This is a genomic window from Streptomyces cyaneus (assembly GCF_004028635.1).
GTDB lineage: Bacteria > Actinomycetota > Actinomycetes > Streptomycetales > Streptomycetaceae > Streptomyces > Streptomyces cyaneus.
The window spans coordinates 26,297-45,166 of the sequence record NZ_RQJW01000010.1; the positions used below are offsets into that span (position 1 = coordinate 26,297).

The 18,870-nt window shown below is 71.2% G+C and carries 12 protein-coding genes; 8 read left to right on the forward strand and 4 right to left on the reverse strand.

The genetic code is table 11. From position 1 onward, the window contains the following. Positions 1 to 10 precede the first annotated feature (10 nt). The gene (locus EHO50_RS32380; protein ID WP_128434803.1) at positions 11 to 4,819 is read right to left on the reverse strand and encodes a serine protease; all 4,809 of its coding nucleotides are present in this window, start codon (positions 4,817 to 4,819) and stop codon (positions 11 to 13) included. Then, positions 4,780 to 5,115, reverse strand: coding sequence for a CU044_2847 family protein (locus EHO50_RS32385; protein ID WP_128434804.1), 336 nt, complete (start codon positions 5,113 to 5,115; stop codon positions 4,780 to 4,782). The genes EHO50_RS32380 and EHO50_RS32385 overlap by 40 nt, the downstream gene beginning before the upstream one ends. Before the next feature lie 185 nt (positions 5,116 to 5,300). Between EHO50_RS32385 and EHO50_RS32390 the strand changes: the two genes are divergently transcribed. Next, positions 5,301 to 6,422, forward strand: a complete 1,122-nt coding sequence (locus tag EHO50_RS32390) for a serine hydrolase domain-containing protein (RefSeq protein ID WP_128434805.1) — start codon at positions 5,301 to 5,303, stop codon at positions 6,420 to 6,422. A gap of 21 nt (positions 6,423 to 6,443) precedes the next feature. On the opposite strand, the gene EHO50_RS32395 is transcribed toward EHO50_RS32390, so the two are convergent. Continuing rightward, entirely contained in the window at positions 6,444 to 7,454 is a 1,011-nt protein-coding gene (locus EHO50_RS32395; protein ID WP_128435057.1) for a LacI family DNA-binding transcriptional regulator, read from the reverse strand. Between the two features lie 219 nt (positions 7,455 to 7,673). Here EHO50_RS32395 and EHO50_RS32400 point away from each other — a divergent pair, with 219 nt between their 5' ends. From EHO50_RS32400 to EHO50_RS32430, 7 genes are all read left to right on the forward strand, one after another. Further along, entirely contained in the window at positions 7,674 to 8,963 is a 1,290-nt protein-coding gene (locus EHO50_RS32400) for an ABC transporter substrate-binding protein (RefSeq protein WP_128434806.1), read from the forward strand. Between the two features lie 6 nt (positions 8,964 to 8,969). Then, positions 8,970 to 9,872 carry a carbohydrate ABC transporter permease gene (locus EHO50_RS32405; RefSeq protein WP_128434807.1) on the forward strand — a complete coding sequence of 301 codons (903 nt, stop codon included), beginning with the start codon at positions 8,970 to 8,972 and terminating at the stop codon, positions 9,870 to 9,872. Further along, positions 9,869 to 10,780: a carbohydrate ABC transporter permease gene (locus tag EHO50_RS32410; RefSeq protein WP_128434808.1), complete on the forward strand. Its 912-nt coding sequence runs from the start codon at positions 9,869 to 9,871 to the stop codon at positions 10,778 to 10,780. The genes EHO50_RS32405 and EHO50_RS32410 overlap by 4 nt, the downstream gene beginning before the upstream one ends. A gap of 27 nt (positions 10,781 to 10,807) precedes the next feature. Then, positions 10,808 to 12,064 carry a glycoside hydrolase 5 family protein gene (locus EHO50_RS32415; RefSeq protein WP_128434809.1) on the forward strand — a complete coding sequence of 419 codons (1,257 nt, stop codon included), beginning with the start codon at positions 10,808 to 10,810 and terminating at the stop codon, positions 12,062 to 12,064. Next, a complete protein-coding gene (locus EHO50_RS32420) occupies positions 12,061 to 14,079 on the forward strand; it encodes an endo-beta-N-acetylglucosaminidase (RefSeq protein ID WP_128434810.1) in 2,019 nt (672 codons plus the stop codon). The genes EHO50_RS32415 and EHO50_RS32420 overlap by 4 nt, the downstream gene beginning before the upstream one ends. 47 nt (positions 14,080 to 14,126) lie before the next feature. Beyond that, positions 14,127 to 17,153, forward strand: a complete 3,027-nt coding sequence (locus EHO50_RS32425; RefSeq protein ID WP_128434811.1) for an alpha-mannosidase — start codon at positions 14,127 to 14,129, stop codon at positions 17,151 to 17,153. Between the two features lie 90 nt (positions 17,154 to 17,243). Next, the gene (locus EHO50_RS32430) at positions 17,244 to 18,059 is read left to right on the forward strand and encodes an N-acetylmuramoyl-L-alanine amidase (protein WP_128434812.1); all 816 of its coding nucleotides are present in this window, start codon (positions 17,244 to 17,246) and stop codon (positions 18,057 to 18,059) included. Positions 18,060 to 18,152: 93 nt separating this feature from the next. Here EHO50_RS32430 and EHO50_RS32435 read toward each other — a convergent pair whose 3' ends face one another. Beyond that, on the reverse strand, positions 18,153 to 18,854 hold the full coding sequence (locus tag EHO50_RS32435) for a FadR/GntR family transcriptional regulator (protein ID WP_128434813.1): 702 nt from the start codon (positions 18,852 to 18,854) through the stop codon (positions 18,153 to 18,155). Positions 18,855 to 18,870 lie beyond the last annotated feature (16 nt).

The window sequence follows — 18,870 nt, forward strand, 5'->3', positions numbered from 1 at the left end:
GGTGCGGCGGTCAGGGAGTGCGGGGCGGTGCGAGCCCGGCGCATGCCGGCAGGTCGGCGGGCAGGAGGTCGAGGACGTGGGCCCGTTCCTCGTGGCCGGGTTCGAGTTCGAGGGCGAGGCGGAGGAGGCCCAGTTGCGCCTCGGCGGGCTCGCGGGCCGCGATCAGCGTGTGGGCCGCTGCGATCCGCACGGCGACGGACACGCTCCGGTCGGTGAGTACCGATCGGAGCACCTCTTTCGCGCAGCCTCGTGCGGAGCGCCACCTCATGAGCTCGCCCGCCGCCAGGACGCGGTGGCGGGCGTGTGCCCGTCCGCCGGCAAGGACCCGGCGGCAGGCGGCCTCCGCCTCGCTCCCGACGTCGAGCCTTGTCCAGGCGCCGGCCGCGGCGAGGTGCGCTTCGGGATCGGTCGTGTGGGGGCCGGAGAGTTCCTGGAGGACACCTCGGCCCTCGGCGCCCAGATCCTCGGCGAGCAGAGCGGCGGCCCGTGCGCGGACCTGGACGGGGCAGGCCGGGTCCGCCGCCAGAGCGCGAGCGAGGGGAATGCGGTTGAGGGCTCCGCTCGTGGGGAGGTACTCACAGACTTCGACGCGCAGTTCCGGCGGCGTGGCGTGGTCGGCGGCCAGGGCGAACCAGGGCTCGTCGAGGTTCCCGCCGACGGTCGCGGCCGCAGCGATCCGCTCCTGGAGGGGAGCCCCGGCGTCCTGGGTCCAGGACAGGAGCAGTTCCCGCACGCGGGCGGAGGCGCGTTCGTCGTGCAACACGAGCCACAGGTGCCCGAGTTGGGTGACGGCTTCCGGTTGTCGACGCGCGACGAGCTCGATCCACCGGGTGACGGCTTCGTGGGGATCGACTCCGGCGAGGGCGCCCGCCGGGACGATCACGCCCTCGTCGTCCTGGCTGAAGGCCAGGCTTTGCCACAGCGTCGGGTTGTGAGAGTAGGTGCCATAGCCTCCCAGGGTCAGATGGAGACTCAGACAGTGCATCGGGGCCGGACTCACCTGGGCCATCAGGGCTTTCCACTGCGGGTATGGGATCAGGCCCAGCAGGTCGGCGGCGGCACGGGCCCTGTCCGGCGGCTCGGCCGCGGGATCCTCCGCGACAAGGATCAGCGCCCGCCGGATGCCGGGGACGACGGTCGTCCGGTACAGCGAGGAGCCCGCGCCGAACCTCAGCAGCGAGTCCGTGGGCACGTACTCGTCGTCGATCAGCGCCTCCAGACGTCTGCGGAGCGTTGCCTCCGGAGTCAGGGCATCGGCGAGGTCGAGGAGTCTCCACAGGTGTTCGTCGGGCAGCCCGGCCTCGTCGAGGATGCGGTGCAGGATCTCGGAAGCGGCGCGCAGGTCGACTTCGGCCAGGGAGCCAAGGGCCTTGATGCGGTCGCGCATACCCGCGTGCGGATCGCCGGCGATGCGTCGCAGGAGTCCCGACGCGGTGTCGCGTTCGCCGGTGTCGAGCAGTTGCGTCGCCGCGCTCTGGCGAACGTCCGAGGGCAGGGCATCCGCCGCCGCGATCTCCGTGAGCAGATCCACGGTGCCCTTCGGGTCCACGTCGTCCAGGGCCTCCACCGCCTCGAGCCGGTCTGCCGCCCCGATGCCCGCATCCGTTGCCATGCTCCACAAAGGCGTGTGCAGTACGTCTGTGGCGCCGAGGACCAGCAGTGAGGCCACGTCGTTGAGCCGTTCGTCGACGGGGAGTGCCGGATCGTTGCAGGCCTCGACCAGAACCTGCCGGTACCTGGTCGACTGCCCGACGTGGCGCAGGAGCCGAGGCAGGCGTGCACGGCTCCACCGGTCCCAGGGATCAGCCAGGAGACGCTCCAAGTGGTCCACGGCCACGGACGGCTGACCGAGCTGGGCGATGCGCGTCACGGCCTCGATCCGGATGTGGCCGCTCAGCTCCTCGTCCAGCGCCAGCCGCTCGGCCAGGTCGACATCGTCGATCCAGCTCAGCGCGATGTCCACGGCGTCCTCCGGCGACCGGGGGCTGTTGACGACCTGCGTGCACACGAGTCGTACCGTCTCCGCGTTCCGGCTTCTGTGGTCAGCGGGAAGGCGCGCTGTCGCCCTGTGACGCAGATACAGGGGTGCTGAGGGGTCCTCGCACAGTGCGGTGAGGAACTCCGGCTCCACCGGGGCCAGCACAAGGCCCTTCAGGTAGCGGGTCGTGTACGGGTCATCGGCCAGAACCGGGTTTTCGTGCACGGCCTCGGCCAGCGCGATGCGGGCCGCCTTCGGCAGGTCGGCGGGGAGGACGCGCAGCGCGTTGTCCACGTCCAGGTCGGGAAATTCCGAGGTCCGCAGCAGTGTGCAGAAGGCGGCCGTTCCGCCACGGGGATCCAGTGGCAGGAGCGCCACGGCCGCTGCCTGACGTGTCTCGGGGACCTGACCGGGATCCTTGGCCAGGGCGAGCAGACGGCGGCGTGCACCCGTGGCATCGCCAGCCCGCGCCAGCAGCGATGCCGCCGCGACCCGCAGGTTGCCCAGCAGGTCCCGGTCGTCGGCCAGTCCCGCGGCGAGGTCCGCCGCCAGTTCGGCGTCACGGCGTACATGGTGCTTCAGCGCCTCGACGCGCAGCTGGTGCGGGACGGTGGGATCGGTGACGACACCGGCCAGGCCGGGCGCGTCGAGCACGGCGAACAGTCGGTCCAGCACCGTGCCCACATCGAGGTCGCCCACGGTGACGGGCCGACCGGACAGTTTGATCACCGCGCGCGTGAACCGCCCCGTCAGCTCCTCGTCCGTCACCAGTTCGTCGCTCAGGATCGTCGCGCACAGCAGCAGGTCGCGCCAGCCGCCGCCGTCCACCACGGTGCGCAGGAACTCCTCCAGGGGCATGCCCTGCTCGTGCCAGCGGGCGGCCATGAACAGCACCAGATTGGGGCGTTCGGCCGCGATCGCCTCGCGTACGGTCCTCAGTGCCTCCGGGTCCCTCGGGTTGAGACGGTCCGCGAGGGATTGTCCGGCCAGGTACTCCTGAACGGTGTGGTGGAGGAAGTGCAGGTCCTCGCCGTGATGCCGCACCAGCCCGGTGAAGGTGAGGGCGCCGAGGACGGTCTCCCGGTCGGGGTACGAGTCCGGGAACCGCTCGGCGAGCAGGTCCCGCACCTGGTCGAGCAGGGGACGCTGGTCACCGATCTGCCGCGCTTCGGCCGCCGGGTACAGCACGTCGTGCACCCGCTCCAGCAGGGCCGGGGTGATGCCGTGGCCGCCCGGGCCGCCGCGCCGCAGGCGTGCCGAGCCCTTCTCGCGCAGGATGCCGATGAACCGTGCGTACAGCTCGGCGGGGTTGCGGGGCAGCTCGTGCAGGGCGGCGACCACGCAGATCATCGTCAAGTAGAGCGGGTTGCGGGCGACTTCGGCGAGGCGGCCGCGGCGCAGGACCTCCGTCAGTTCCGTCGCCCGCCGCCCGGCATCCGGCACGTCCAGTGCCGTGAACCATGCGCGGGCGACGCCCTTGATCTCCGGGTCGCCGAATTCCATCAGCGCATAGCGGTCCAGCGCACTCAGCCGGTTCATCTCGGCGGTGACCAGCGAGCGGCTGGCGACGACGAAGCGCAGATACGGTTCGGGTGCCCAGTTCTGGATCAGCCGGATGACCTTGCCGCGCTCCTCCGGGTCCAGGATCTCGTCGAGCCCGTCGACGCAGACCAGCCAGTCCACCGAGGGGAGGGGGCCTGCTTCGAAGAACGCCGGCGGCAGCGAGCGCCGCAGCCCGGGCAGATCACGTTCGACCGCCCGGGCCAGCGCCTCCGGGAAGGGACGGCCCAGCAGCTGCTCGGCGGCGACACGCACGGGTACGTACGAGGGTGCCCGTGCCGGGTCCGTCAGCCAGGCCGAGGCCGCGGTGCAGGTCAGCCGGCGCAGCAGGCTCGACTTGCCCGTGCCGGCGCCGCCGGTGAACAGCACGTGGCGGCTGTCGGAGAGGACGTCCCCGGCGGCGGGCCGCCCCCGGCCCGGGCGACGGGAGTCACGTCCCGGGAAAGCCGTGTCGTCGGCCGCTTCGTCCATGGGCGACAACTCCTGGCGGACGTACACCGTGGACAGCGGAACGTCCTGCGTGTCGGCCAGCAGGGCGGCGTACGGATGCTCGTCGGCGGTGTCGCGTGCGGCTGCGAGGTAGTCGCGCAGGCGGGCACCGGGGTGCTGGAACTCCCCGGCCCGCAACTGCTCGTCGGTGAGCGCGTCCAGCCAGGACAAGGGCGGTGCCGGGGCCGGGCAGCGGGCCAGGATCTCGGAGAGCGGGACCATGTGCGTGCTGCCCGACTTGTTGGAGCGCGCGAGCATCCCGCACACCCCGCCGGTGCGCTGGTTGACCACCGGACTGCCGCTGAAGCCTTCGCCGACCGGCGTGCCGTAGCCACGCGGCATCGGCATGGGGTCGTCGTGGGCCAGCCGGGAGTCGCCCTGGTACTCCAGGGCGGCCCACTGGCCCGCGCGGTAGTCGCCGCGCGGATGCCCGTAGACCCACATGCGGTCGCCGAGCGAGGCGTGAGGGGCCGTCAGCACGTGCGGCGGCGAGGGCGTCGGAGCGTCGAAGCGCAGGAACGCGATGTCCAGGCCGTTCGCCGCGCGATGCAGTGACTCCTCGGACACCGTCAGGGTGAGTTCGACCCGCGTCGCCACGATCCGCCCCCGTACCTCGCCCGCCCCGGCGACGACGTGCGCGCAGGTGACCACGGTTCCGGGGGCGAGGACGAAGCCCGTACCACCGCCGCTGCCTCCCGGGAGGTCCAGGGCGACGGTGGCGGCCTCCAGCAGTCCTCGCCAGTGGTCCACGCCTACGCCTGCGGAGACTCCCCGGTCTGCGGAGTGGTCCACTCCAGCGTCACCTTCCACGCCGACTTCGAGGAAGCCTTGCCGACCACGGCCAGCAACTGGCCGGTGTCGAGGGAGACGTCGCAGCCGAACTCGACCGTCGCCTTGGACGCGCCGGTCTGCTGAAGCCGCGTGCCCATCGCCCGCGCCACGGCGGTCAGGCTGTCGAGTACGGGCTCCAGACGCGGGGCCCGCCAGCCGATCTCCTGCTCCTCGGCCAGGCCGACGCCCGTCTGCGGGCCGGCCGGGCCGACGGAGACGAGGATCTTCTGCCCGTCCACCTCGACCGGGACCGTCACGTCCGTTTCCTCGCCCAAGTCCCCTTGCCCTTCTGCGTGATGGGACGGACTGCTCATCGTAGCGGCCGTACTTCGCTCGCCTGCCGCGTGCTGCCCGGCTCGATCAACCGTGGAGTTCGGGGGGTACCGGTCGGGGCTCTGAAATTCGGTTGACCGGCGCGGGCCGGCGCGGGCTGGATAGGGCAATGGCCGACATTCAGGGCTCCTACGACGACTTGTTCACCGCCGTGCCGAACGCGCTGGCCGCCACGCTGGACGCCGGGGACGCCGGCGGCTCCGTCGCGGTCTTCGTCGACGGCGAGCCGGTGGTGGACGTGTGGGGCGGCTTCGCGGACGCGGGCCGCACGATCCCGTGGGAGCGCGACACGATCGTCAACGTCTGGTCCGTCACCAAGACGATGACGGCGCTGTGCGCCCTCGTCCTCGCCGACCGTGGCGAACTCGATCTCACCGCGCCGGTCTCCCGCTACTGGCCGGAGTTCGGCGCGGCGGGCAAGGAGAAGGTGCTCGTACGGCATCTGCTCGCGCACACCGCCGGCCTGCCCGACTGGGACGCGCAGGCCGAGGACCTCTACGACTGGCCCTCCGCCACCGCCCGCCTCGCCGCACGAGCCCCTCGATGGGAGCCGGGCACGGCGGCCGGATACCACTCGCTCACCCAGGGATTCCTCGTCGGCGAGGTCGTACGCCGTGTCACCGGCCGCAGCGTGGGCGAATTCCTCGCCGAAGAGGTGACCGGGCCGCTGGGCGCGGACTTCCACATCGGGCTGTCGGCCGAGCACGACCACCGGGTCGCCCGGACGATCCCGCCGACGGGGCAGGGCGAGGACTATGCGGCGAGTGCGCCCGGCAACCCGGCGGGCTCAGAGGCGGGGAACGGCGTGCGCGTCCGGGACGGAAACAGCGTGGCCTGGCGCCGCGCGCAGATCCCCGCGGCGAGCGGCTTCGGCAACGCCCGCTCGGTGGCCCTCGTGCAGTCCCTTCTGGCCTGCGGGGGAGAGGTGCACGGGGTGCGGCTGCTGTCCCGGGCCGGCTGCGACCGCGCGTGCGAGGAACAGTTCGACGGCGACGACCGCGTCCTGGGCATGCCCATGCGGTGGGGCCTGGGGTACGGCCTGTTCGGCAGCGCCTACGGCTGGGGCGGCTGGGGCGGATCCCTGGTGATGATCGAGCCCGACAGCCGGATGGTGGTGGCGTATGTGACGCAGCAGATGCGCGAACCCGCGGAGGACACACGGGGGATGGAGATCGTGACGGCCGCCTACGAGGGGCTTCAGGGCCTGCGCGTGGAGAGAGCGTCGTCATGACGTACCCGGAAGAACTGGTGGTCACGCGCCCCGCACAACCCCGGTACTGCCCCGCTCGATCAACCGCGGCACCGGCACCCGCACCGCCCGTGCCGACCCCCCGTCCACGAGGGCGGTCAGCTCACGCGCTGCCGTACGGCCGAACTCCACGCTGTCCCGGGACAACGCGGACAGCCACGGCTTGACCATGCGGCACAGCGCGGAGTCCTCCCAGGACACCACCGAGACGTCCGCCGGTACGGAGAAGCCGAGTTCGGCCGCGGCGGCCGCCCCGGCGACGGCCATCACGTCGTTGTCGTAGATCAGGGCGGTCGGGGGTGTGGGGCCCTCCAGGACCCGGCGGGTGACCGCCGCGCCCTCGGCGTCCGAGTAGTCGGTGGTCACGGACTCCACCTCGGTCAGACCGCGGCGGCCGGCCTCGGCACGCAGGGTGCGGATCCGGCGTTCGGTGTGGGCGAGCCCGGGCAGGCCGGCGATGTGGACGATCCGCCGATGGCCGAGGGCGTGCAGGCCGTCCACCACGGAGGCCATCGCGCCCGCGTCGTCGGCCCAGACGGTCGAGAGGCCCAGGTGGCGTTCGTCGGGTGGGCCACCGATCACCACGGCGGGCAGGCCGAGTTCGTCGAGGAGGTCGGGGCGCGGGTCGTCGGTGCGGGGGTCGACCACGAGGACCCCGTCCACCCGGTGTTCGGCCCACCAGCGCCGGTACACCGCGCACTCGTCGGCGATGTCCTCGGCCATCTGGAAGAGCAGCCCGAGGTGGCGCTCGGCCAGCACCTCCTGGATGCCCGAGACGAGTTGGAGGAAGAAGGAGTCCACCCCGAGGGTGTCCGCGGGCCGCGCCAGCACGAGGCCGACCGTCGCCGCGCCCTCCCCGGACAGCGCCCGGGCCGCCGTACTGGGCCGCCAGCCCAACTGCTCGGCGACCCGGCGGACCCGGTCGCGGGTGACGTCGGAGACGCCGGGCCGGCCGTTCAGCGCGAAGGAGACGGCGCTCTGGGATACACCGGCGTGCCGGGCGATGTCCTTCATGGTGGGCCGGCGAGCCGGTGAGCGCTTGCCCGACACGGTGTTTCCCCTTTCGCCGAGGCATGACCGCGCCCACTATCACTAATGCGGTTCAGCTCAGTCAACCTAATGCGTATTAGCCACTAATGAAATTAGCGCCGCAGGACCCGTTGACGTGCTCGAGGAGGGGCGGGCAAGGTCTGCCTCGTTCCCCAACCCCGCCGCGAAGGAGGCCGGTTCACCGTGCCCATTTCCCGCAGAGCCCTTGCCGCCGCTGCCATCTGTGTCGTCCTGCCGCTGAGCGCCTGCGGCTCGGGCGGGGACGGCGGCGGATCGACCGACGCCTCCGGCAAGATCGAGGGCGACATCACCTTCCAGACCTGGAATCTCCGCGCCAACTTCAAGCCCTACTTCGAGGGCCTGATCGCCGATTTCGAGAAGAAGTACCCCGGCACCGACGTGAAGTGGATCGACCAGCCCGCCGAGGGCTACGCCGACAAGATCAGCGCCGATGCCGCAGGCGGCACGCTCCCGGACGTCGTCAACGTCTCGCCCGACCTGGTCGCCCCGCTCGCCAAGGCCGGCCTCGCGCTCGACCTCGACAAGGCGGCGTCCCAGTACAAGAAGGAGTATCTGGAGGGGGCTTGGGCCAGCCACCGGATACCGGGCACGGCCGGCACGTACGCCTTCCCCTGGTACCTCAACACCGGCCCGCTCTTCTACAACAAGTCCCTCTTCAGCAAGGCGGGACTCGACCCCGACCAGCCGCCGAAGACGTACGACGAAGTCTTCGCCGCCGCGCTGAAGATGGCGAAGGAGACCGACGGCAAGGTCGCCACCCTCGCCAACGTGCCCACCATCGAGGACTTCGGCCGCTACGGCGTCGAGCTCATGAACAAGGAGGGCACCGCCTTCTCCTTCAACGATGCCAAGGGGGTCGAACTCCTCACCAAGTACAAGGAGCTGTACGACGCCAAGGCCCTCGACCCGCAGGCGCTGACCGCCACCCCCGAGTCGTCCGGCAAGAAGTTCCTCACCGGGGCCGTCGCCATGAACCCCGGCAGCGCACTGGACCTCGGCAACTTCAAGAAGCAGGCGCCCAACCTGTACAAGAACATCGGGATCACCGATCAGATCACCAGCACCGGTCACGTCAACATGTATGTGATGGGCGTGATGGTCAACGCGCAGACGAAGCGTGCGCCCGCCGCGGTCGCGTTCGCCCACTACGTCACCGACGCCGAGCACCAGATGTCGTTCGCCAAGCAGGTCGCCATCTTCCCCAGCACCGCCGGCTCGCTCGACGACCCCTACTTCACCAAGGAGGACGGGACGGATGAGACGCGGGTGCGTATCGCCGCCGCCAAGTCGCTGAAGAACGCGGTCAACTACACGCCCGTGCTGTTCAGCGAGCAGATGAAGACCGAGCTGCGCAACGAGGTCGCCAAGGCGTTGCAGGGCAAGGAGAGTCCGAAGCAAGCTCTTGACAACGCTGTCGAGGCCTGCGACCGGCTCCTTCAGCAGCAGGGCTGAGCCGTCATGGCGAGCTCTGCCGTCGCACGCGCCCTTCGAGTGCGGCGCCAACTGCCCACCAGCCCCTGGCTGTTCGCCGCCCCGGGCCTGCTGATCACCGGCGCCTTCATCCTCTACCCGTTCGTCTCCACCTTGGCCAACGCCTTCACCGACCGCCGCACCCTGATCCCGGGCCGGTTCGTGGGCCTCGCCAACTTCCACGAGCTGCTGAACGACGACATGTTCTGGATCGGCCTGCGCAACAGCACGCTGTATGTCGTAGGCGTCGTCCCCGCCCTCGTCGTCCTGCCGCTGCTGCTCGCGCTGCTCGTGCAGAAGAACATCCCCGGCATCACCTTCTTCCGGTCCGCCTTCTACACCCCGGTCGTCGCCTCGATCGTCGTCGTCGGACTGATCTGGGTGTGGCTGCTCGACGAGCGGGGGCTGGTGAACTCGCTCCTGGAGACGATCGGGGTCGGCCGCGTCGGCTTCCTCAGCGACCAGTGGCTGCTGCTGTTGAGCGCCATGACCGTGACGGTCTGGAAGGGCCTCGGCTACTACATGATCATTTATCTGGCGGCGCTCGCCAATGTTCCGCGCGAACTGCACGAGGCGGCGGCCGTGGACGGAGCCGGCGCGATCCGCCGCTTCCTCACGGTCACCGTGCCCGCTGTCCGCTCCACCATGGTCCTGGTCGGGGCCCTGTCGTCGGTCGCCGCGTTCAAGGTGTTCTCCGAGGTGTACCTGATGGCCGGCCCGAGCGGCGGCCCGGCGGGCGAGGACACCACCCTCGTCATGCTCGTCCAGCGCACCGGCACCGGCCTGACCGGCCGGGTCGGCTACGCCTCCGCCATCTCGGTGGTCGTCTTCGTCGTCACCGTCGCGCTGATGCTGCTCGTGCTGCGCGCCGACCGGAGGGACGAGTCATGAGCGTGCTGGAAAAGGTACGGCCCGCCGCTTCGAGGCAGCCGGCCGTCGCGCGTGAACCCCGCGTCACCGACGAACACGGCCGCCGCGTCCGGGTGGGGGAACTCGCCCTGCGCTACCTGCTCCTGCTCGCCGTACTCGCCCTCACGGTCGGCCCGTTCCTCTGGCAGCTGTCGACCTCCCTCAAGGGCCCCACCGAGGACATCTTCAGCTCCCCGCCGAAGTTCCTGCCCGGCGACCCCACCCTGCACAACTACGAGCGGGTCGCCGACACCATCCCCGTCTGGGACTACGCCCTCAACTCGCTGAAGGTCGCCACCGCCAACGTCGTCACCAACTGCGTCGGTTCGGCACTCGCCGGCTACGCCCTGGCCCGGCTGCGCTACCGGGGCCGCCGCGTGGCCACCCTGGCCTTCATCCTCGCGATGCTCGTGCCCGTGGAGGGCATCATCATCGCCCAGTTCACCACCATGCGGGAGCTCGGCCTCAACAACACCCTCATCGGCGTCGTCCTGCCCGGCTGCATCGGCGCCATGAACGTCCTGCTGATGCGCAACGCCTTCCTCAATCTGCCGTTCGAGATCGAGGAGGCCGCCTACGTCGACGGGGCCAACGTCTGGCAGCGGTTCCTGCGCATCGCCCTGCCGTCGGTCAAGGGCACGATCGCCGTCGTCGCCATCTTCGCCTTCATGGGTGCCTGGGACGACTTCCTGTGGCCGCTCATCGTGCTGAGCGACCCGTCCAAGTTCACCCTGACCATCGGCCTCAACTACCTGCACGGCACCTTCGCCAACGACGAACGCCTCGTCGCGGCCGGCACGATCATCGCCGTCGCGCCGCTGATCGCCCTCTTCGCCTGTCTGCAGCGGTACTTCTTCCGCGGAGTCGGCGAGGGCGCGGTGAAGGGCTGAACCTCCCACTGAGTCCAAGGACACCGCATGCCTCCTGCCGTGCGCTTCGGCGTCAACTACACCCCAAGCGTTGGGTGGTTCCACCACTGGCTCGACTTCGACCTCGACTCCGTACGTGCCGACCTCGACTCGATCGCCGCGCTGGGCCTCGACCACATCCGCGTCTTCCCGCTGTGGCCGTACTTCCAGCCGAACCGCACCCTGATCCGCGAGCGGGCCGTCGAGCAGCTCGTCCAGCTCGCCGACGCGGCCGCCGAACGCGGGCTCGACGTCAACGTGGACGGCCTGCAAGGGCACTTGAGCAGCTTCGACTTCCTGCCGGCGTGGACGCGGACCTGGCACCGGCGCAACCTGTTCACCGACCCGGACGTCGTCGACGGCCAGGCCTCCTACCTGCGTACGCTCGCCGCCGCCCTCGCCGACCGGCCCAACTTCATCGGCATGACCCTCGGCAACGAGGTCAACCAGTTCACGGCGGGACCCCACCCGGACCCCGACCGGGCGACGTCCGACCAGATCGACGCCTGGCTCACGCGCCTGCTCGCCGCCTGCGAGGAGGGCGCCCCCGGCAGGCTGCACCTGCACGCCGAGTACGACGCCACCTGGTACCAGGACGACCAGCCGTTCACCCCGGCCCAGGCAGCCCGGCTGGGTGCCGTCACGGCCGTGCACTCCTGGGTCTTCAACGGCACCGCTCAGCGGCACGGCCGTACGTCCGTCCCCACGGAACACCACGCCGCGTACCTCATCGAGCTGAGCAAGGCCTGGGCCGACGCCCCACACCGGCCCGTCTGGCTCCAGGAGGTCGGCGCGCCCGCGCCCCTCGTCCCCGCCGAGCATGCCGCCGCCTTCACCGAAGCCACCGTCACCAACGCCCTCGACTGCCCCGACCTGTGGGGCATCACCTGGTGGTGCTCCCATGACGTGTCGCGGGACCTCGCCGACTTCCCGGCGCTCGAGTACGGGCTCGGCCTGCTCACCAACGGCCGCGAGCCCAAGGACATCGCCCGGGTGCTGGCGAAGGCGGCGAGCGAGCACACGTACGCCCCGGCACCCCGCACGACCGCCCTCGTGGTGCCCGCCGACCCGGCCACACGCTCGCTGTGCGCGCCCGGCGGCTCCGTCTACGACGCCTTCTTCCGGCTGGTCGCCGACGGCGCCCGCCCCACCACCGTCCTCGACACGCATGCCGCCGACGCCGGCCACCTCCGCGCGCGCGGCATCACCGAAGTCGTCACGTCCGACCAGGTACTCCCCACCCCACAAGGAGGAACCCGCACGTGAACCCCACCAGACGCACCGTCCTGCTCGCCGGCGCCGCCGCCGCGGCCACCTCGCTGCCACTCACCTCATCGACCGCGGCAGCCGCCCCCAGAAACAAGGCAGCCGCGCTCCAGCCGTACGCCTCCTACTGGTACCCCGACTCGCTGCCCTCCGGCACCCCGGGCACCGGCATCACCTGGCGCAGCCTGAAGTCCTGGCGCCCGGCCGACGACCCGGACCTCGCCTTCAACGCGGCGACCGTACCGCTGGCCGCGCGCTTCACCCCGACCCCCGCGAACTCGACCGCTTGCGCGGGGCAGGCCCGGATCCAGTCCCTGGTGTCCTTCGGGCCCACCGCCGCAAACCCCTCCCAGGGCTCGGCCACCGCCGACTACTACGCCCTCACGCACTGGGCGTACATCGACGAGCTGGTGTTCTGGGGAGGCTCGTCGGGGGAGGGGCTGATCCTCGCGCCGAACGCGCCGATCGTCGACGCCGCTCACCGGCACGGAGTGCCCGTCCTCGGCAACGTCTTCCTGCCGCCCGTCGCCTACGGCGGTCAGTTGCGGTGGACCCGTGACCTGGTGCAGAAGGACGCGGCCGGACGGTATCCGCTGGCCGAACGGCTGGTCGCGGTCGCGGACGCGTACGGGTTCGACGGGTGGTTCGTCAACGCCGAGACGAGCGGCGGGAACGCGGCGCTGGGTGCCGACATGCTGGGTTTCATGCGGGAGTTGAAGGAGCTCGCCAAGGCCAAGGCACAGCGGGTGACCTGGTACGACTCGATGACCGTGAGCGGTGCTGTGAGCTGGCAGGGGGCGCTCAACTCCCAGAACGAGGCGTTCTTCCAGGCCGCCGACGACATGTTCGTCGACTTCCGGTGGACCGCGGCGAAGCTGGCGTCGTCAGGGCAGCGGGCCGATCGACTGGGGCGCAGCCGCTACGAGTTGTGGGCAGGCGTGGACGTCGAGGCGAACGGCTGGAACTCGACGGTGAACTGGGACGCGATGGTGCCGCGCGACAAGGCGCACGTCGTGTCGGTGGGCTTCTACCGGCCCGAGTGGACGCGCAATCACCTGCCGGCGGACGGGCGCGAGCCGGAGGCCTTCCACGCCGCGGACGACCGGTTCTGGAGCGGGCGGTCGCTGGATCCGTCGCGGCCGGACGGTACCGACAGCTGGCGGGCGCCGGCCGTGTCGGTCGCCGACCGGTCGACGGTCACCTCGGTGCCGTTCGCGAGCGTGTTCAACACCGGGCACGGGCTGCGGTGGTACGAGGACGGGGAGGTGACGTCCGACGCGCCCTGGAACCACCTCGGCCTGCAGGACCGGCTGCCGTCCCGGCGCTGGGTCGTGCACACCGCGGGGCAGCGGCCCGCTGTGCGCTTCGACTTCGCGGACGCGTGGCGTGGTGGCAGCAGTGTGCTCGTCGACGGTGAGCTGGACGAGCCCGCGGTGGTGGAGGTGTATGCGACCCGGCTGCCGATCACCGCGGACACGGTCGTCGAGCTGACCCACCGGACCGACGTGGGGAGCGTGCGCGTGGAGTTGGCCGTGGCCACCGCCGAGCCCACCGCGCCGGGGGCCACCCCGCCGTACACCTACCTCCCGGTGACCTCGGCCGACGGCTGGCAGACCGCGGCCGTACGGCTCACAGAGCTGACCGGCACCGTGCACGCGATCGGCGTCCGGCTCACCGCGGCCGACGGTGGACCCGTGCGGTGGCGGCTCGGTGGTCTCGCGGTGCGCGACACCCCGCACACACCCGCCGCGCCCACCGCACCGCGCATCACCGCGGCCTCGGGCGGCGACCTGCGCTTCGCCTGGACCCCGGCCCCCGGCGACGTACGCCATCACACCCTGCACCGCGTCCTCCCCGACGGCACCCGGCGCTTCCTCGGCGGCACCTGCCAGCGCGCGTTCTTCGTCGGCGGCCTGCGACCCGAACAGGGCGAAGAGGCGGCGCGGTTCGAACTGCGTGCCGTAGGGGAGCTCTACACCACGTCAGCCCCCGCGACCGTCACCCATCGCTGGTAACCACCCGCCGGTAAGCAACCGCCCGGACGACCTATGGAGCAGCCCGCATGCATGACGACCGCAGCCTGGTCGAAGCCCGCCTCAAGCGCGTCCTCGACGAGCGCATCCGCCCCGCCGTGTACCCCGAGTCCGTGCCGCTGGAGGTGGCGGTGTGGCATGCGCCCGGCGAGCCGGTGCCGGTGGCCGAGGGACTCGCGGCCGAACCCGAGCCGATCGAGGTGGGTGCGCGCTGGGGTGCTCCCTGGGGCACCAGCTGGTTCCGGGTCACCGGCACCGTGCCCGAGGCGTGGGCCGGGAGGACGGTCGAGGCCCTCCTCGACCTCGGGTTCGACGAGAACATGCCAGGCTTCCAGTGCGAGGGCCTGGTCTACCGGCCCGACGGCACCCCGGTGAAGGGGCTCAACCCGCGCAACCAGTGGGTGCGTGTCGGCGCCCCCGTGGCGGGCGGCGAGCAGGTGCGGCTGCACATCGAGGCGGCCTCCAACCCCGTCATCCTCGACTACCACCCCTTCCTGCCCACGCAACTCGGCGACAAGGAGACCGCCGGCAGCGAACCCCAGTACACGCTCGCCCGGATGGACCTCGCCGTCCTCGACGAGGACGTCTGGCAGCTGGTCATCGACCTGGAGGTGCTCGGCGAGCTGATGGCCGAACTGCCGGTGGAGTCGGCGCGGCGCTGGGAGATCCTGCGGGCGGTGGAGAAGGCGCTGGACGCGATCGACCTCCAGGACGTGGGCGGCACCGCGGCGCGGGCACGGGAACGGCTGGCCGACGTGCTGGCCACCCCCGCCGTCCCGTCCGCCCACCGCATCAGCGCCGTCGGGCACGCGCACATCGACTCGGCGTGGCTGTGGCCGCTGCGGGAGACCGTGCGCAAGGTGGCCCGGACGACCTCCAACATGACCGCGCTCATCGAGGACGAGCCCGACTTCGTCTTCGCCATGTCGCAGGCCCAGCAGTGGGCGTGGGTGAAGGAGCACCGGCCCGAGGTGTGGGCGCGGGTGAAGAAGGCGGTGGCGGACGGGCGGTTCGTGCCGGCCGGCGGGATGTGGGTGGAGTCGGACACCAACATGCCGGGCTCGGAGGCGATGGCCCGGCAGTTCGTGCACGGCAAGCGGTTCTTCCTCGACGAGTTCGGCATCGAGAACGACGAGGCCTGGCTGCCCGACACCTTCGGCTTCGCCGCCGGACTGCCCCAGATCATCAAGGCGGCCGGCTCCAGGTGGCTGCTGACGCAGAAGATCTCCTGGTCCCAGACCAACAGGTTCCCGCACCACACCTTCCAGTGGGAGGGCATCGACGGCACCCGGATCTTCACCCACTTCCCGCCCGTCGACACCTACAACTGCTCGATGAAGGGCAGCGAAATCGCCCACGCGGCCCGCAACTTCAAGGACAAGGGGGTCGCCCGGCACTCCCTCGCCCCCACCGGCTGGGGCGACGGAGGCGGCGGCACGACCCGGGAGATGGTCGCCAAGGCGGCCCGGCTGCGCAGCCTGGAAGGCTCGGCGACGGTCACCTGGGAGACCCCGGCGGAGTTCTTCGCGAAGGCCGAGGCCGAGTACCCCGATCCGCCCGTCTGGGTGGGCGAGCTCTACCTCGAACTCCACCGCGCCACCCTCACCAGCCAGGCCAGGACCAAGCAGGGCAACCGCCGCAGCGAACACCTCCTGCGCGAGGCCGAACTGTGGGCCGCGACGGCCGCCGTACGTGCCGGGTTCCCCTACCCGTACGAGGAGTTGGACCGCATCTGGAAGACGGTGCTGCTGCACCAGTTCCACGACATCCTGCCCGGCTCGTCCATCGCATGGGTGCACCGTGAGGCGCGGGCGACGTACGACCGTCTCGCAGGTGAGCTGACCGCGATCATCGACTCCGCCCAGCGGGCCCTGGCGGGCGAGGGCGGGACCGAGCTCGTCTTCAACGCGGCCCCGCACACGCGCGACGGCGTACCGGCGGGCGGTGCGCGCACCTCGGTGACCGAGGGCCGGACGGCACGGACGGCACGGCAAGGCGGCGGGTTCGTCCTCGACAACGGCCTGCTGCGCATCGAGATCGACGCGCAGGGCCTGGTCGTGTCGGCGTACGACATCGAGGCCGACCGCGAGACCATCGCCCCCGGCCGAGCCGCCGGACTCCTCCAGCTCCACCCGGACTTCCCCAACATGTGGGACGCCTGGGACGTCGACGAGTTCTACCGCAACACGGTCACCGACCTGACCGAGGCGGACGAGGTCACCCCCGGCGACGACGAGGCATCGGTACGGATCGTCCGGTCCTTCGGCGCCTCCCGCGTCACCCAGGTGCTGTCGCTCGCGCCGGGGGAGCGGCGGCTGCTGCTCGACACGGAGGTCGACTGGCACGAGACGGAGAAGTTCCTGAAGCTGGCCTTTCCGCTGGATGTGCACGCGGAACGGTACGCGTCGGAGACCCAGTTCGGGCACTTCTTCCGCCCCACGCACACCAACACCAGCTGGGAGGCGGCCAAGTTCGAGGCCTGCAACCACCGTTTCGTCCACCTGGAGGAGCCGGGCTGGGGCGTCGCCGTCGTCAACGACTCGACGTACGGCCACGACGTGACCCGCACCGTCCGCGCCGAGGGCGACCGCGGTACGACCACCACGGTTCGCGTGTCCCTCCTGCGCGCCCCGCGCTTCCCCGACCCCGAGACCGACCAGGGCGTCCACCGCTTCCGGCACGCCCTGGTACCGGGTGCGGGCATCGGCGACGCGGTGCGCGAAGGCTGGCGGATCAACCTGCCGGAGCGGTCGGTGACCGGTGCGCGGAAGGTGGCGCCCCTGGTGACGGTGGACCGGGAGGCCGTCGTGATCACGGCCGTCAAGCTGGCCGACGACGGCAGCGGAGATGTGGTGGTGCGCCTGCACGAGGCCCACGGCGGCCGGGTACGGGCCACGCTCGCGGCGCACTTCGAGGTCGCGGACGTCACGGCGACGGACTTGCTGGAACGCCCGCTGCCCGAGGCGACGCCGTCGTGCGACGGCGCGCGCGTCGCTCTGCGCCTGCGGCCCTTCGAACTGGTGACGCTGCGGCTGCGCCGAGCGCCGGTCCACTGACGGCCAACGGCGGCGTGCCGTCGTGAAATCGGGTGGCAACTGGTCCCACACTCAAGGAGGTTGGCGTTAGACAGCGCCTTGGAGGCAATCATGAAGCTCGTCACGCGGGCCCAGCTCGGCTGGCCCGCATCCGCCGCACCGACGCAGACATCGACCAAGGGCGTGAAGGTCCACTACGAAGGCACGACGGTCAGCGTCGAACTCCTCGAGGACCACGACCTGTGCATCGCCGAGTGGAAGTCCATCCGGGCCTCCCATCTGGCGAACAAGGAGGAGAACTACTCGGACATCGCCTACAACTACGGCGCCTGCCCGCACGGTCATCTCCTGGAGGGCCGCGGCCTCGGCAAGCGCACCGGGGCGAACGGCAACCAGCCCCTCAACCGCGCCCACTACGCCATCGTCGGCCTGGTCGGCAACAAGGGGCTCACGAAGCCGACGGACGCCATGCTCGGCGCGATCCGTGACGGCATCGAGCTGCTGCGCCGGCATGGTGCCGGCAACGAGATCAAGGGGCACAAGGACGGCTTCGCCACCGCGTGCCCCGGAGAGCACCTGTACGCATGGGTGCAGAAGGGCGCCCCGCGCCCCGGTGGTTCGCCGACCGTTCCGGGCCCGCGGCCGGTGATCGATCTGTCGAAGGTGGTCGCCGCCGCCCTGCACGACCCGGCCAAGGCGGGCACCCCGGTGTCGTACGCCGGGGTGAAGACCGTGGAGAAGGCGCTCGTCGCGGAAGGCCTCCTCGAAACGAAGTACGCGGACGGCCACTTCGGTGGGGCGACCGTCAAGGCGTACTCCGCCTGGCAGCACCGCTGCGGCTTCAGCGGCGCGGACGCCAACGGCATCCCCGGCCAGGCGTCACTGGAGAGGCTCGGACGAGAGCACGGCTTCGACGTGCAGCCGTAGAGCACTCATGACACGGGCCGTTCCCCTCGCAGCACAGGTGAGGGGAACGGCACAAGGCAGGTGAGGGGAACCGCCGTCCGCGTCGACGGCCGGTCAGCCGCCGAGCTGCGCCCGCAGCCACTCCTCGACCTCGCCCACATGCGCGGCCGCCGCGGCCCGTGCCGCCTCCGGATCGCGGGCGAGAAGGGCGCGATGGATCGCGGCGTGCTCGCGGCGGGTACGGGCGAAGGCGCCCTCCTCCTGGTAGCCGCGCCAGACGCGGGCGCGGAACGTGCGGGAGGACAGGCCCTCCAGGATCGCGGCCATGGTCTCGTTACCGGCGGCGGCCGCGATCTCGCGGTGGAAGGCCAGGTCGTGGGCGAGGATCTCCTCGGGATCGTCCGTGGCGTTCATCGCCGTCAGGTGCTTCTCGACCTCCGCCAGCTGGTCCGGCGTGATACGTGCCGCCGCCAGGGCCGTCGCCGTCGACTCCAGGATGCGGCGCACCTCCAGCAGCTCCACGAGCCGCGGGCCCCGCGAGAGGTCGGCGACCACACCGAACGTCTCCAGCAGGTCACCGGCCTCCAACTGCGTCACGTAGATCCCCGACCCGTGCCGGGCCTCCAGCACTCCCAATACCGTCAGCGCGCGGATCGCCTCGCGCATCGAGCTGCGGGAGATGCCGAGCTGGACCGCCAGATCGCGCTCGGTCGGCAGCCGCTGGCCGGGCTCCAGCCGCCCCTCGGCGATCATCGCCTTGATCCGCTCGATGGCGCGCTGCGTCACGGTGCCCTTCTGCGGGGCTGTCTCGTCCACGCCATCCTCCTGTTTC